This window comes from Frankia sp. CcI156, assembly GCF_001983015.1.
GTDB classification, from domain to species: domain Bacteria; phylum Actinomycetota; class Actinomycetes; order Frankiales; family Frankiaceae; genus Frankia; species Frankia casuarinae.
Window position 1 is genome coordinate 1 of sequence record NZ_MOMD01000033.1, and the last position, 15,316, is coordinate 15,316.

Sequence of the window (15,316 nt, forward strand, 5' to 3'; positions counted from 1 at the left end):
CCGCTGTTCCCGAGGGTGCCGCTGTTCCCGAGGGTGCCGCTGTTCCCGAGGGTGCCGCTGTTCCCGAGGGTGCCGCTGTTCCCGAGGGTGCCGCCGCCGCCCGGTCTGCCGGTCCCCGTCGCGGCGGACCAGCCCACGGGTGACACCGCACGGGTCGTCATGCGGCGGGGTACACGGCTCGCACTCGGCCTCGATGGTCGCGTGAGTGATGCCGTGCCGYGCGGCGAGCATCGCCTTGATCGCATCGGACACCGATCGGGCCTGCGCCAGGCTGGGATGGCCCMCGTCGCCGTGGRCACTGTCGAGATGGCCGAGCTCCAGATGCACCGACGCGGCGAGGAGTCGGTCGGACAGGCTCCAGACGTGCAGGTCATGCACGTCGAGGACATGAGGGTCGCGCAGGATGTCGGCACGCACCGCCGCGACGTCCAGGCTCGCCGGGGTTGCCTCCAGCAGCACCCGTGAGGCACTCGCCAGCAGCCGCGCCCCCTGGACGGCGATGAGCAGCGYGATCACCAGCGAGACCAGCGGATCCAGCCAGTACCAGCCACCGACCAGCCAGATGGCCCCGCCGGCGGCGGCGACCGCCAACGATACCGCGGCGTCCCCGGCGAGGTGCAGCACCGCGGCCCGGGTGTTGAGATCACCATCGCCGCCGTGGACCACCCACGCGCTGACCCCGTTGACAACGGCGGCGGCCAACGCGACGGCGACCACCACTCCCCMATCCACGAAACCGGTCGAACCGAGGCGCCGCAGGGACTCCACCGCCAGCAGCGCCGTCACGACCAGCACGGCGGCGGCGTTGGCCTGCGCGGCAAGCACCGGCCAACGCACCCCGCCGAAGGTGCGGCTCGCCGACGGCGGCCGCCGGGACAGTGCCACCGCGACGAGCGCGAGCACCACGCCGGCAGTGTCGGTCAGGTTGTGCCCGGCGTCGGCGAGCAGACCGACCGAACCGACCGCGAGCCCCGCCGCCGCCTGCCCGATCACGATGGCGATGTTCAATGCGGTCGCCAGCAGCAGCCGGCGCCGTTGGCCGGCACTCCCGGGCGTCTCGGAAACACCATGACCATGACCATGACCATGACCGTGGCTGTGGCCGTGACCGTGGCCGTGGCCGTGATCCCGGCCACGACGATCATCGTGGCCGGCGCCCTGGTCACCGAAGGTGCCGGTGCTGGTCATGCGTCGCACGCACCGGCCAGGGCGGCACGGTCGGCGGCGCCCCCGGAGCCGACGTCATCAGCACCACCGGCCTCGCCAAAGACCCCACCGCGGGCCCCGCCGAGGCTCCCCGGCGCGGCAGCCGCGACGGGGGCGGTGACGTTCGGGTGGATGTGGTCGGTGTCGACGGCCAGGACGACGCCGAGAAGATCGTCCAGGGCATGGCGGAGCTTGTCATCGGCGAGCTCGTAGCGCTGCCGGCGACCCTCCGGCGTGGCGACGACCAATCCGCAGCCACGCAGACAGGCCAGATGATTGGACAGATTCGTGCGCCCCACCCCGAGGATCTCCGCAAGATCCGAGGGGTAGGCCGCGCCCTCCCGCAGTACCAGCAGCAATCTGGCCCGCGTCGGGTCGGACAGCGCGTGCCCGAATCGGGCGAGCACCTCGGCATGCGAGGCAACCTTCACCATGCTTCAACGGTACAGCCGGTCCTGACGTCAGCCAACGCTGAACGGAACCGGCTACCGCCCCGTCGGACGGCGACAGGAATCCGTCGCGCCACCGACCTCCCGGGCCGAGTGCGCGAACTTCTCCGGGTACGTGTGCTTCGGTCGGCGAATTTGGGGGACCTGAGGATGGTCTGCGGGCCTGGACCGTGCCCTGCTCCCCATAACGTGGCCGCCGCGCGATCAGGCGGACCCCTGTGTCCGAGACCCGGGCCAAGTCGGCGCGACGGTCAGGCGTCGAAGAGAGCGCTGACGGACTCGCCGTTGTGGATGCGGCGGATGGCCTCGGCGAGCGCCGGGGCGACCGTGAGAATCTTCAGCTTCGGCACTCGGYCCCCCGCCGGAATTGGCACCGTGTTCGTGCACACGATCTCGGCGACCTCGGGCTGGTCGCCGATGCGCTTAAGCGCACCCGCCGCAAACAGCCCGTGCGTACACGCCACCCGCACCGACCGCACGTTCAGCTCACGCAGCCGCTCAAGCAGCTCGAGCACGGTGCTACCCTTGGCGATCTCGTCGTCGAGCACGATGACGTCCCGGCCAGCCACGTCACCGATGACCGTGCTGATGCTGACCCGGTCGTCGGCGAAACGCTGCTTGGCCCCCGCCGCCACCCGCACCCCGAGCATCCGGGCGAACGCCGCCGCCTCCTTGGCGTTGCCGAGGTCCGGGGAGACCACCGTCGTGTTCGACAGCTCGTAGTGACGGAAGTGCGCGGCAAGTTCCCGCAACGCATGCAGATGATCCACCGGCACGCTGAAGAAACCATGGACCTGCGGCGAGTGCAGGGTCATGGCGAGGACGCGGTTCGCACCCGCGGTGACGAGCAGGTCCGCGACCAGCCGCCCGCCGATCGAGATCCGCGGCGCGTCCTTCTTGTCCGAGCGGGCATAGGCATAGTGCGGCAGCACGACCGTCGTGCGCGCCGCCGACGCCCCGCGCGCCGCGTCCAGCATCAGCAGCAGCTCGACGAGGTTCTCCTGCACCGGTGCGACCAGCGGCTGGATGAGGAACACGTCGCGTTCCCGGCAGTTCGCGGGAAGCTGGACCTCCAGGCAGTCGTTGGCAAAACGCTGCACCCGCACCCGATGCAGCKGCACGTCAAGGTGTGTGCAGATCTCCTCGGCGAGACTCGGATGGGCACTGCCGCTGAAGACGGCGATGTCTCGCACGAACCGCTCCTCGTTCCCCGGTCTCGGTGTCCCGGGCCTCGGTGTCCCGGGCCTCGGTGTCCCGGGCCTCGGTGTCCCCGGTCGACGTCCGATGGACCCGCCCGTCCCGGATGGTATCGACCAGAGGCCGAGTCATGCCGAGGTCCCTAGCGCCTCCCGGATCGACACCCGAGTCCCGCCACGCTTCACCGCATTGCCGTACACCCGCCCGGCCAGCCAGACCAGTGCCCCGATCAGCGCGAGCGTCAGCGCCATCGCGACCACCACCTGCCACCCCGCCACGCTGCCGATCCCGATCACCATCGGCATCAGGACCGGCGCGAACAGCGGAATCATCGCCAGCGCCAGGATGAGGCCGCTGTCCGGCGACCCCGGCAGCACCGAGATGCCCAGCACGTACGGGACAACGATCAGCAAGATCATCGGTGCCGTGACCCCGCCGGCGTCCTCCTGCCGAGACACCAGTGCCCCGGCGGCCGCGAACAGCAGCGCGTACACGGCAAACCCGAGCAGATACCACAGCAGCGCCAGCGCGACCGACCCGATCGCGATCCCGGCCGGAATGTCGAGCTGCCCGGTGGTCAGGCCCAACGACACGCCGACCACCCCGATCAGCGTCAACTGACCGAGAGCCACGGCGCCGATCCCGATGACCTTGCCGGCCATCAGCTGCCACGGACGCACGGTCGCCAGCAGCAGCTCCACCACCCGGCTGCTCTTCTCCTCGATCACCCCCTGCGCCACGGCCGGGCCGAAGATCAGCAGAGACAGGTAGATCAGCCCGCCGGAGAGCAGGCCGAGCAGCAACCGGGCCCCGTCCCGTTCCGAGGCCGGCCGCAGGGCGCTGACCTGGACCGTGGCCGCGGACACGGCTCGCCCCACGACGGCCGGATCACCACCGAGCCCCACGACCTGGCGCTCGAGCGCGACCTGCCGGGCGGCGAGGCTCAACACCGACGTCAGCCGGTCGCCGAGCTCCTTCTTGACGACCACCCGGTAGACGGCGTTCCCCGCCGCGCCAGGGGTCGCAACCACGCGGACGAACGCGTCGACGTCACCGTCGAGCACGGCCCGCTCGCCGACCGCCCGATCCGCCACCGCACGGACCTCGACGTTCTCGCCCAGCGACCGGGCCGCAGCCTCGACCGTCGCCGCCTGCCGGAAGTCGACCGCGGTAAACGCGATCCGGCTCGCCGACGAGCCGCCGGTCAGGGACGTCAGCAGCACCATGGCGCCGATCCCGAGGACGAACAGCCCCGTGGTGATCCGGAAGGCCCGCGACCTGGTCCTGGTCACGATCTCCCGCCGGGCGATCAGCCGGATCACCCGGCCCGACCCCTGCGCCGCGCCATCCAGCCCCCGCACGCTCACGCCGCGTTCTCCGGGAACGCCCCACTCCCCGGCTGCTGCCCAGCCTGCACGACGACGTTACGGAACAGCTCGGTCAACGACGGCCGGCGACGACGGAACTCCCGCACCGGGCCCGTGGCCAGCGCCGCGCGCAGTACCGCCTGGTCGTCGGCGCCCGCGGTGAGGCCCAGCACCGTCCGCGGCCCGTCCCGGTGACGCACGACGACCCCCGGTATCCYGTCGGCCCAGCCCGGCGGCGCCGCCGGYGCGTCCACCACCACCTGCAGATCACCACCCGCGCGCAACTCGTCAACCGAACCGCAGGCGACCATCCGGCCCGCCCGCACGATCCCGACCCGGTCRCACAACCGCTCGACGAGATCGAGCTGATGGCTGGAGAACATCACCGGAACCCCGGCGGCGCGACGCTCCCGCAGCACCTCGCTCATCACGTCGACGGCCACCGGGTCCAATCCGGAGAACGACTCGTCGAGTATCAGGACGACCGGATCGTGCACGAGCGCGGCGGCCAGCTGCACCCGCTGCTGGTTCCCGAGGCTGAGCTTCTGCACCTCGTCGTCCAAGCGGCTGGACACCCCCAGCCGCTCGGTCCACCGCGCCACTGCCCGACGGGCTGCCGCCAGCCCCATTCCGTGCAGTTGCGCGAGGTAGACGAGCTGCTCACCCACCCGCATCCGCGGATACAGACCGCGTTCCTCCGGCATGTAGCCGATCCGGCGGCGGGTGCGTAACGTCAGCGGAACGCCGTCATAACGCACGACCCCGGAATCCGCCGCGAGCACCCCGAGGGCGATACGCATCGTCGTCGTCTTCCCGGCACCGTTGCTGCCGACGAACCCGAACAGCTCGCCGGCCCGCACCTCGAACGTCATCGACTCCAACGCGACGACGTCGCCGTACCGTTTCGACACCCCGTCGATTTCGAGCCGTCCATCGCCCACCTGCACCAGCTTTCCACGGCGTTCCAGGTAACGGTCAACCCCTGCCTCTGCCACCCAGATGCTATTCGCGGTGGTTTTCATGATCAATTTTGCGTGGTGCGACGATGTCAACACCGTTGATTATCAGGATGCGCCGGGGGGGACGAACGGCAGGCCGGCGGGTGTGCCCTCGGCGAGCAGGCGGCGCAGGGCGCCTGTGTCGAGATGGTCGGCGACGAGGTCACCGAGGGCGTCGAGGCGGCGCTGCCGAGCATCGGCGAAGCACGTGAACGCCGGGACGAACGAACGCCCCGCGGCCGTGGCCACGTCGGCGAGATAGGCGCGGCGGAACGCGTCGTTCTCCAGCACCCCGTGCCAGCTCGTGCCGGCGACCGCGCCGACGCGCACCCCGTCCGCGGCGAACGGCGCGCTGTCCGGATGCTCCTCGACGGTCAGCCGCCCGTGCCGGATCTCGTAGCCGGTCAGCGGTCGGCCGGCGGCATCGGTGGCCGCGCGCCGACCGAGCAGCTTCACCGGGTCGAACGTGGTGATGACCGGGAGCAGGCCGAGACCATCGACCTCGCCCGCACCCGATTCGACGTCGTCACGGATGCGACGGCCGAGGATCTGGTAGCCGCCACAGATACCCAGCACCGGACGGGCCGCGGCGGCGCGTTCGGCGAGGGCCGCGGCGAGACCACGGCGACGCAGCCAGCGCAGGTCCTCGACGGTGGAACGGGTGCCCGGCAGGATCACGAGGTCGGCGTCGGCGAGCTCGTCCGGTCGGGTGGCCAGGCGCACCGCGACCCCGGGCTCGACGCGCAACGCGTCGATGTCGGTCACGTTCGACAGCCGGGGCAGCCGGATGACKGCGACCCGCAGCACCTCCCGCCGACCGCCGTGCGAGGCAGGCCGCGCCTCGGGACAGGGCTCGGCGTCGGGACAGGGCTCGRCGTCGGGGAAGGCAGCGAGGTCGAGGGAGTCCTCGACGTCCAGCCACAACCCCGCCTTCCAGGGGACGACGCCGTGCACCGGCCGGCCGGTGAGCCGTTCGATCTGGCGCAGTCCGGGTTCGAGCAGTCGGGCGTCGCCACGGAACCGATTGATCACCCAGCCGGCAACCAACGCCTGGTCGGCCGCATCGAGCAGGGCCAGCGTGCCGAACAGGGCGGCGAAGACCCCGCCCTTGTCGATGTCGCCGACCACGATCACCGGCAGGTTCGCGGCGCGCGCCAGGCCCATGTTGGCGATGTCGGTCGAACGCAGGTTGATCTCCGCCGGAGAACCGGCCCCCTCGCAGATCACCGCGTCGAACCGGCCGCGCAGGTCGTCCAGGCACTCCAGGACAATCGCGGCCAGCCGTTCCTTGTACGGGCGGTAGCCGAGCGCGTCGACCTCGGCGACCGGGCGGCCCAGCACAACGAGCTGGCTGTGCCGCTGGCCCCCCGGTTTGAGCAGCACCGGGTTCATCGCCGCCTCCGGTTCGACACCGGCCGCCGCCGCCTGCATCGCCTGGGCCCGGCCGATCTCCGCACCATCGGCGGTGACCGCCGAGTTCAACGCCATGTTCTGCGCCTTGAACGGGGCGACCCGCACCCCCTCCCGCGCCAGCCACCGGCAGATCCCCGCGGTCAGCACGCTCTTGCCGGCATCCGACGCGGTCCCGGCGACCAGCAGTCCCCCGCTCACCGGCGGCGCTCTCTTCTCCCGGGCCCACCAGAGCCCCCGGAGCCAGCGCGTCCGGATCCGGTACCGAGGCCGAGGCGCGCGGTCAGGGCGGAGGTGACCAGCCGCGCCACCGGAGCCGCCGCCGCCGTCAGCGCGACACAGACCACGCTCACCGCCGCGGACAACCGGGCCGCGGCTGCGACGTCCGCGCCCTGCGGCCGCCGGCCGAACCCGAGCTCCGGCCGGTGCTCGACGCGGTAKGGGTAGCGCAGCTCTCCCCCGAGCCGCAGCCYCAGCGCCCCGGCGAACGCGGCCTCCACCATCCCGGCGTTGGGGCTGGGATGCGACCGGCCGTCCCGGCGCATGACCCAGTACGCGTCGACCGCCGAACCGCCGACGACCGGGGCGCACGCGCAGGTCACCAGCGCGCACATCCGCGCCGGGAGTAGGTTCGCCAGATCGTCGAGGCGCGCCGCCGCCCAGCCGAAGCGTTCGTACCGGGGGCTGTGGTGTCCGATCATCGCGTCAAGGGTGTTGATCGCCCGGTAGGTGACCAGGCCGGGCAGGCCGGCGAGCGCCCCCCACCACAGCGGGGCGACCAGCGCGTCGGAGGTGTTCTCGGCGATGGACTCGATCGCGCCGCGGGCGATCCCGGCGGCGTCCAGCGACGCCGGATCGCGTCCGCACAGCGCCGGGAGCCGTTCCCGGGCCGCGGCGAGATCGTCGGCGCGCAGCTCCTCGCCGAGGCGTCGGCCCTGACGGCGCAGCGAGGCGCCACCGAGGACGGTCCACGTGACCACCGCCGTGAGCGCGACGGCGCGTTCAGCGGCGCGTTCAGCAGCGCGTTCAGCAGCGCGTTCAGCAGCGACGGCGGGCACGGCGACCGCGGCTAGCAGCACCGCGGTGTGCAGCGCTCCGGGCGCCCGGCCGTCCCGGTAGAGCCGGTTCTCCAGCCGGGACGCGGCCCGCCCGAACCCGGCGACCGGATGCAGCCGCGCCGGGTCGGCGAGCAGCCCGTCCAGCACGGCACCGAGGACCAGACCGAACGCGCGCACGGCACGGGAAGGGACCACGGCACGGGAAGGGACCACGGCTCAGACGCTCATCGCGTACGCGACGACCCCGCGACGGACGGCGTCCATCGCCGCCCGGGCGGTCCGGCGCACCCGCGCGCCGTCCGGCGTTCCCGGGTCCGCCTGCACCATCGGAGCGACCTGCGCGATCTGGTCAAGGATGTCGATGAGCTGGCGCATCCACCGAACGAAATCGCCGGCGGTCAGTTCCACGGAACTGTCGGTCAGCACCCGTTCCAACGTGCGGCCCGCGGCCCAGTCGTGCGCGACGGCGACGAATCCGAGCTCGGGCGGGCGCAGGAACGCGAGCCGGTGGGCCTGCTCGGCCTCGGCGAGCCGCTCCGACAGCCGGACCATCTCGGCGAGGCAGTCGCGTAGCGCCGCGCCGCCCGGCAGCGCCGGGACGCCGGCGTCGTCACCGCGCGGCTCGAACACCAGCGTGGACACGGCGGCGGCCAGCGCCGGCGGGGTGAGATCGTCCCAGATGCCGGCGCGCAGGCATTCGGCGACGAGCAGGTCCTGCTCCGAGTAGATGCGCGCGAGCACCCGCCCGGCGGCGGTGACGCGGTCCCCGTCCAGGTAGCCGAGGTCCTCGAGCGCGGCGCGGACCCGGTCGAACGTCTTCGCGACCGTGTTCGTCCGGCCCTCCACCTTCCGTGAGATCGTGGCGGTCTCCTTGACCAGCCGGTTGACCTGCTCGGCGGAGCGCAGGTGCTCCTCGCGGCGCGGACAGTCGTGCACCGGATGGGCGCGCAGGGCCCGGCGCAGCCGGGCGAGCTCGGCGTCGTCCGCCGCGGCCGAACGGACCCTGGCCCGCCGGCCCGGAGGGGCATCGGGGTTGACGTCGGCGGCGCGCAGGGAGGAGGCCAGATCCCGGCGTGACTGCGGCGAGCGCGGGTTGAACGACCGCGGCACCCGGACCCGGCCGAGCGGTTCGACGGCGATCGGGAAGTCGGTCAGGGACAGCCTGCGAACCTGCCTGTCCGCGGTGAGCACCACCGGCCGCGGGCCGTCGGCGGCATTCGCGGCGGCGTCGGCGTCGAGCACGACAGCGAGCCCACTGCGCCGCCCGGCGGGCACCCGCACGATGTCCCCGGTCCGCAGCCGGGCGAGCGCCGCCGCGGATTCGGCCCGCCGGCGCGCCGAACCCTCCCGCGACAGCGCGGCCTCCCGCTCAGCGATCTCCCGGCGCAACCGGTCGTACTCGCCGATGTCACCCTTGTCGCAGCTCAACGCCTCACGCTTCGCGTCGATCGCCTCGGTGTTGCGCTGCACCGCCCGGGCCAGGCCCACCACGGCCCGGTCGGCCTGGAACTGCGCGAACGACGACTCCAGCACGGTGCGTGCCCGCTCCCGCCCGAGCCTGCCGACCAGGTTGACGGCCATGTTGTACGACGGCCGGAACGACGAGCGCAGCGGATAKGTCCGCGTGGAGGCCAGCCCCGCGAGCGCGAGCGGATCCAGCCCCGGCTGCCACAGGACGACMGCGTGGCCCTCCACGTCGATGCCGCGCCGCCCGGCGCGGCCCGTCAGCTGGGTGTACTCCCCCGGGGTGATGTCCACGCGGCTCTCGCCGTTGAACTTCGTCAGCCGCTCCAGCACGACGGTACGGGCGGGCATGTTGATGCCGAGCGCCAGGGTCTCCGTGGCGAAGACCACCCGGACCAGCCCCTGGACGAACAGCTCCTCGACGATCTCCTTGAAGGTTGGCAGCATGCCGGCGTGGTGGGATGCGATGCCGCGTTCCAGCCCCTCCAGCCACGCCCAGTAGCCGAGCACGGCGAGGTCGGTCTCGGGGATCCCGGCGGTGCGTTCCCGGACCAGGGTCCGGATCCGCTGCTGCTCCGCGGGGCCGACGAGCCGCAGACCCGCACGCACGCAGGAGGTGACCGCCGCATCGCAGCCGGCCCGGCTGAACACGAAGACGATCGCCGGGAGCAGGCCGTCGCGGTCGAGCCGTTCGACGACCTCCGGCCGGCCCGGCACCCACGTCCGCCGGCGCGCGCCGGGCGCCGGCCGACCGCGGCCGACCGCGGGAGAGCCCCCCGACAGCGCCCGGCTCTCCTCGCGGGCCAGCCGCAGCAGGTCCGGGTTCACCACTCGTCCACCGACCGCCGTCGGACCACCACGGGCCGCGGGGATGGCTGCCACGGGCGCCTGGCCGGCACCCCCATTGCGGCCACGGTCGCCACCGCGACCACCCTGGGTGGCCCGGCCCCGTTCGCCGTTGCGGTTGCCGCCCCGCCCCCGTCCGCGGTCCCGGTCGCCGCCGCGGTCCCGGTCGCCGATGGTGGCGCGCCGGGTGCCGGCTACCTCGAATCCGGCTTCGACCCCGACGTTCCACCTCGACCGGACGAGATCACCGTCCAGGGTGGCACGAAGTGCCTCGGGTCCGCCCGGCGGCGGGGTGCCGGCAGTGTCCTCGAGGAACAGGTCGTACAGGGTGCGGTCAGCGAGCACATGCTGCCACAGCGGAACGGGACGGTGATCGCTGACGATGACCCGGGTATGGCCGCGCACCGTGACCAGCCACTCGGCGAACTCCTCGGCGTTGCTCACCGTCGCGGACAGGGAGACCAGCCGGACCTGCGCCGGCAGATGGATGATGACCTCCTCCCACACGGCGCCGCGCTGGCGGTCGGCGAGGTAGTGCACCTCGTCCATGACGACATAGCCGAGGTCGTCCAGCCGGCCGTTGTCGACCGGGCCGGCGTAGAGCATGTTGCGCAGGACCTCGGTGGTCATCACCACGATCGGGGCGTCGCCGTTGCGGGAGGTGTCCCCGGTCAGCAGGCCGACCGAGACGGCGCCGTAGCGGGAGACGAGATCGGCGTACTTCTGGTTCGACAGCGCCTTGATCGGCGTCGTGTAGAAGCAACGCGTCCCGGTGCGCAGGGCGAGATGGGCGGCGAACTCGCCGACAACCGTCTTACCCGCTCCCGTCGGGGCCGCGACGAGCACCCCTTCACCGGCAGCCAGCGCCGCGACCGCCTCGAACTGGAACGGGTCGAGTCCGAAGGGGAGGCCAGCGGCGAACTCCACAAGAATCTCGGGCGTGGAGGACACATCAGCCACCCTACGGGACGCGACGGCCGGCAGCCGACCGGTTTATGCCGGTCCCGACCGGCCGGGGAAGAACCTACGAGCGTCAGGTGATGTCGCCGTGGGTGACGTCGGTGCTTGGGGAGACGGGGGCCGTCCCCGCGCCGACGGGTGTTGACGACCCGGTGCCGACCGGGTTCGCCGTGCCGACCGGGTTCGCCGTGCCGACCGGGTTCGCCGTGCCGACCGGGTTCGCCGTGCCGACCGGGTTCGCCGTGCCGGGCGGGTTCGCCGTGCCGGGCGACGTGGCCGTCGCCGCGGGGCCCGCGGAGGCCGCCGGGCGGGGCGGGGCGTCGTCGAAGTCCAGCGGGGAGGTCTCGTCGTCGTCCAGGTCGGCATACGGGGAGGTGTCCCCGCGGCGGGCCACCCGCCGGTCGTTCAGCCAGCCGATGATCAGCGCGACCTCGTAGAGGAGCACCATGGGCAGGCCCAGCGCGAGCATGGTGAACGGGTCCTGGCTGGGGGTGACGACCGCGGCGAACACGAACACCAGGARGATCTCGGGCCGCCGCCAGGAGCGCAGCTTGGCGGTGCTGACGATCCCGGCCAGATTCAGCATCATGACGAGCAGCGGAACCTCGAACGACAGTCCGAAGATCAGCAGCATCGCCTGGACGTAGCTGAGGTACCGGTTGCCGTCCAGGACGCTGACCAGCCCGTTGCCGCCGAAGCCGAGCAGCAGGCCCAGCCCGGTCGACAACGTCAGGTAGGCGAAGACCGCACCGGTGGCGAACAGGACGAGGGAGACACCGACGAAGGTCAACGACCAGCGCCGCTCATGACGGTGCAGACCAGGGGTGATGAAGGACCAGAGTTGGTACAGCCACACCGGCGAGGAGACCACCACCGCGGCGATCATGGAGATCTTCAGGCGGATAGTGAACGCGTCGAGGATGCCGAAGAAGTACAGGGTGCAGTCGTTCGCCGCCAGGCCGTCCGGGCTGAACCGCTTGCTCGCCGGCAGGTCGCAGTACGGCGCCTTGAGYCAGTCGAAGATGCGCGGCTCGAAGATGAAACAGACGACACCGGCGATCGCGAACGCGAGGAGCGCGATGGCGACGCGGTTGCGCAGCTCACGCAGATGCTCGGTGAGCGGCATGCGACTGTCCTCGACAGTGCGCGTGCGGCGGTAGTTCACCGAGGCGACGAGCCTTCGCGGCGTGGGCAACCCTGGCACGTCGGCGGCTCCTGGTCGAGAGGAAGGAGGAAGGGGCGCCGGCGGACGCCCGACAGGCCGTGGGACCGCCGTGAGGTCAGCCCCGGTCGGCGGCCGACGCGGTGCCGTTCACGGACGCGGTGGCGTTCACGGACGAGGCGGAGACCTGACCGGGCGCGACGGCCTGACCGGGCGCGACGGCCTGCGGCTGGGCCACCGGCGGCTGGGCCTCGATCGGCAACGGGGCCGGCTGCGCCGCGGGCGCGGGCTGGTCATCCTCGCGCAGGCCCTTCGTCTCGGCCTTGAAGATGCGCAGCGAACGACCGAAGGAACGCGCGGCGTCGGGAAGCTTCTTCGACCCGAATAGCACCAGAACGACGAGGGCGATGATGATGATTTCGGTGGTGCCCAGGTTTGGCATGGTCGGCGTCCTCCGATGAGCGCGGTACCGGGCCCGGTCCGACGACYGGTGCGATCGATGCTACGTCCGCCAGCCTAGGAGGGGATAGACGGCGTGCGGGTATCCCGGAGATGACGGATGCGCAACGAAGTCAGCCTGCACGATAGCTCGTAGCACTCGGCGGGCAAAGCGTGTCCACAACGACACCGGAAACCCAAATCATCACCGACCGCTACCTCGTCAACCCGGAAGTCCCAAATTGTGGCGACACAACGTCGTATGGCACGATCGACGTCACGCGACGGTCGCTCCCGTCAGACCACACGGGGACCACGGATCCGGTCGGGCGAGGAGCCGGTCAGGACGTGCGTTCGGCGAGCCGCGCGCTGACCTCGGCGTGGTCGAGCCGCGCCGCGAGCGCCGCGGTGTCCGAGGCCAGGACCGAGACCCGCGCGGACAGCTCCGTCGTGACGGCCCGCACCGCGCGCATCTTCTGCCACACTCGCCACGCACTGAGCGCCAGCAGGGCAAGCGCGCCGACGATGAGGACGAGGTAGAGGAGCGCCCAGAGCATACCGATCACCCTACTCGGCGGTCGGCGTGAGCCCGTAGGCGAGCAGGGCCCGGCGGGCCAAGGCGTGCACCTCCTCGGCGAGCGCCGGCGGCTCGACCACCCGCACGTCGGCCCCGAGGCCGAGGACCAGCCGGTGCAGCCAGAAGGTCTCCCCGGCGTACAGCGTGACCTCGAGCCGTCCACCGGGCAGCTCGCGCATCCCGGTGACCGGGTAGTAGTCGGCCACCCACCGGGCCGGGGACGCCAGCTCCAGCACGACCCGCACGTCCGCCGGGCCGGGCCGGTAGATCCCCTCCCTGGTGTCGCGGGACACCGTGCCCGGCGGCGGAACCGCCGGGGCGTCGAGGATCGTCACCCCGCCCGGCCCGTCGATGYGGTCCAGCCGGAACAGCCGCACCGCCTCCGCCCGGTGGCACCATCCCTCCAGGTACCAGCGGCCGTCCTGGACCAGCACCCGCATCGGGTCGACCTCGCGCTCGGTCAGCTCGTCGCGGGACCACACCAGGTAGCGCAGATGCACCCGCCGGCGGTCCCGCAGCGCCCGCTGCACCACCGCGAGGACCTCGTCGTGGACGTCGAGGGTGACGCGTACCTGGCCGACGGCGGCGGTGCCGGCGGTGCCGACCGCCTCCTCCAGCTTCTCCAGCGCCCGATCCAGGGCCTCGCGGCCGGCGAGGCCGGGCACGTCGGCGAGCGCGCGGGCGGCGACGATCAGGGCGGTCGCCTCGTCGACCGACAGCCGCAGCGGCCGGTCGAGGGTCTGCGGATCGACGATGGTGATCTGATCGCCGGAGTAGCTCAGGTCGATGAGGTCCCCGGGCGCGCCGCCGGGCAGGCCGCAGACGAACAGCAGGTCGAGGTCGTCGCGCAGCTGGCGGGGGGTGATCCCGAAGGCCGCGGCCGCCTCGGTCAGGGAGATCCCGGGATGCGCCCGCAACCAGGGGACGAGCGCGAGCAGCCGGCTCAGCCGGTCGGTGGCGGCGCTCACCGCGTGCCCGGGGCGGGCGGTGGACGATGAGCCGGGGCGGGCGCCGCCCGACGGATCATCGGGCGCTCACCGGACGTTCGTCGCGGCGCACCCCCGCAGGTGGGGACGCCACGTCGCGGGCGGCGGTGCCCGCGAGGGCCGCCCGGAGCCGACCGACCACAGCCGCGCGCAGCTCGGGTGGGTCGACGACGACGACGTCCGGACCCGATCCGACGATCCACCGGGCGAGCTGTTCGGTGTCGGCGAAGTCCATCTCCAGCAGATCCATGCCCGGCGGTGGATTCGTATCCGGCGACGGGCGGGCGTACCGCCGCAGCGCGTGCGCGCTGCCCCGGCGGACCGCCAGCGTGGCGGTCCGGAAGCGGTCCGGGGGGGCCTGCGCCGAGACCATCGCCCGCAGATCGACCCCTGGCGGGACCTGGACCGCGCCGGCCGGTCCGACCATGCGCACCGGGCCGGTGAACCGGGACAGCCGGAACACCCGGGCCGCGCCACGGTGCAGATCGTGCCCGGCAAGGTACCACCGCCCCCGCCACGACAGCACCCCCCAGGGCTCGACGTGCCGGTCGGCGGAGTCCGTCTCACCGACCTTCCGGTACGGGAAGCGGATGGTCCGACCGGCCTGGACCGCCGCGAGGCACTGCTCGAAGGCCGGCTCGGTCRCATCGACCCGCGGTTCGAAGCCGTCGAGCACGCCGAGCCCGCCACCGCTCACCGCGGCCCCGCCCGCGGCGAGCTTGCGCAGGGCGCTGGCGGCCGGCCCGGCGAGCGCCGTGCTCGACCACAGCGAGCCGGCGACGGCCAGGGCCGCGGCCTCGTCCGGTTCCAGGGCGATGTCGGGCAGCGCGTAGTCGCCGCGGCGGATGCGGTAGCCGGTCTCGTTGCTGAACGCCGAGTCCGCGCCGGTCTCCAAGGGGATGYCGATCTCCCGCAGATACGCCTTGTCCCGCTCGAACATCCGCCGGAAGGCGTCCTGCTCCTCCTCGGTGCGCCCGGGCTCGTAGCCCTCCACCAGCTCGCCGATCTGGGACACGGTGAGGAAACGCGATGTCGCCATCAGGCACATCGTCAGGTTGAGGAGCCGCTCCACCCGTCGCCGGGACACACCCGTAAAGGGTAGCCGCCGGAGTTCACCGGGCACGCAGCACCCCATCACCGCCGCTGGCCCACCGGTCGCACCGGGCCCACCGGGCCACCCGCGGCCGGGCCGGGTGAG

Annotated in this window: 13 protein-coding genes; all 13 read right to left on the reverse strand. The window is 72.5% G+C overall.

The features are described 5' to 3' along the window. The coding region (locus CcI156_RS13460) for a cation diffusion facilitator family transporter (RefSeq protein WP_076806007.1) at nt 1–1,188 on the reverse strand (1,188 nt) is incomplete at its 3' end. After that, nucleotides 1,185–1,640 (reverse strand): helix-turn-helix transcriptional regulator, encoded by a 456-nt coding sequence (locus tag CcI156_RS13465; protein ID WP_011436996.1) that lies wholly within the window; start codon nt 1,638–1,640, stop codon nt 1,185–1,187. The genes CcI156_RS13460 and CcI156_RS13465, both read right to left, overlap by 4 nt. A gap of 266 nt (nt 1,641–1,906) precedes the next feature. Further along, the gene (locus CcI156_RS13470; RefSeq protein ID WP_076806009.1) at nt 1,907–2,848 is read right to left on the reverse strand and encodes a ribose-phosphate pyrophosphokinase; all 942 of its coding nucleotides are present in this window, start codon (nt 2,846–2,848) and stop codon (nt 1,907–1,909) included. A gap of 132 nt (nt 2,849–2,980) precedes the next feature. Further along, on the reverse strand, nt 2,981–4,219 hold the full coding sequence (locus CcI156_RS13475; protein WP_011436998.1) for an ABC transporter permease: 1,239 nt from the start codon (nt 4,217–4,219) through the stop codon (nt 2,981–2,983). After that, a complete protein-coding gene (locus CcI156_RS13480) occupies nt 4,216–5,160 on the reverse strand; it encodes an ABC transporter ATP-binding protein (protein WP_076806085.1) in 945 nt (314 codons plus the stop codon). Before CcI156_RS13480 ends, CcI156_RS13475 begins: the two co-directional genes overlap by 4 nt. 123 nt (nt 5,161–5,283) lie before the next feature. Continuing rightward, nucleotides 5,284–6,828, reverse strand: a complete 1,545-nt coding sequence (locus tag CcI156_RS13485; RefSeq protein WP_076806011.1) for a cobyric acid synthase — start codon at nt 6,826–6,828, stop codon at nt 5,284–5,286. Further along, entirely contained in the window at nt 6,825–7,898 is a 1,074-nt protein-coding gene (locus CcI156_RS13490) for a cobalamin biosynthesis protein (RefSeq protein ID WP_076806013.1), read from the reverse strand. The genes CcI156_RS13485 and CcI156_RS13490 overlap by 4 nt, the downstream gene beginning before the upstream one ends. A gap of 3 nt (nt 7,899–7,901) precedes the next feature. Next, the gene (locus CcI156_RS13495) at nt 7,902–10,946 is read right to left on the reverse strand and encodes an RNA helicase (RefSeq protein ID WP_023841085.1); all 3,045 of its coding nucleotides are present in this window, start codon (nt 10,944–10,946) and stop codon (nt 7,902–7,904) included. 82 nt (nt 10,947–11,028) lie between these two features. After that, nucleotides 11,029–12,159 carry a twin-arginine translocase subunit TatC gene (gene tatC, locus CcI156_RS13500; RefSeq protein WP_076806015.1) on the reverse strand — a complete coding sequence of 377 codons (1,131 nt, stop codon included), beginning with the start codon at nt 12,157–12,159 and terminating at the stop codon, nt 11,029–11,031. Nucleotides 12,160–12,235: 76 nt separating this feature from the next. Continuing rightward, nucleotides 12,236–12,559, reverse strand: coding sequence for a Sec-independent protein translocase subunit TatA (gene tatA, locus CcI156_RS13505; RefSeq protein ID WP_011437004.1), 324 nt, complete (start codon nt 12,557–12,559; stop codon nt 12,236–12,238). Between the two features lie 337 nt (nt 12,560–12,896). Next, entirely contained in the window at nt 12,897–13,112 is a 216-nt protein-coding gene (locus tag CcI156_RS13510; RefSeq protein WP_011437005.1) for a hypothetical protein, read from the reverse strand. Between the two features lie 10 nt (nt 13,113–13,122). Next, entirely contained in the window at nt 13,123–14,100 is a 978-nt protein-coding gene (locus CcI156_RS13515) for a YafY family protein (RefSeq protein ID WP_076806017.1), read from the reverse strand. 55 nt (nt 14,101–14,155) lie between these two features. Then, complete coding sequence (locus tag CcI156_RS13520) at nt 14,156–15,157, reverse strand: YafY family protein (RefSeq protein ID WP_254847414.1); 1,002 nt, start codon at nt 15,155–15,157, stop codon at nt 14,156–14,158. Nucleotides 15,158–15,316: the final 159 nt, after the last annotated feature.

Excerpts from the sequence above, each read along its gene's own strand:
- CcI156_RS13465 (WP_011436996.1), bottom strand. The coding sequence starts at position 1,640 with ATGGTGAAGGTTGCCTCGCATGCCGAGGTGCTCGCCCGATTCGGGCAC.
- tatA (WP_011437004.1), bottom strand. The coding sequence starts at position 12,559 with ATGCCAAACCTGGGCACCACCGAAATCATCATCATCGCCCTCGTCGTT.
- CcI156_RS13510 (WP_011437005.1), bottom strand. The coding sequence starts at position 13,112 with ATGCTCTGGGCGCTCCTCTACCTCGTCCTCATCGTCGGCGCGCTTGCC.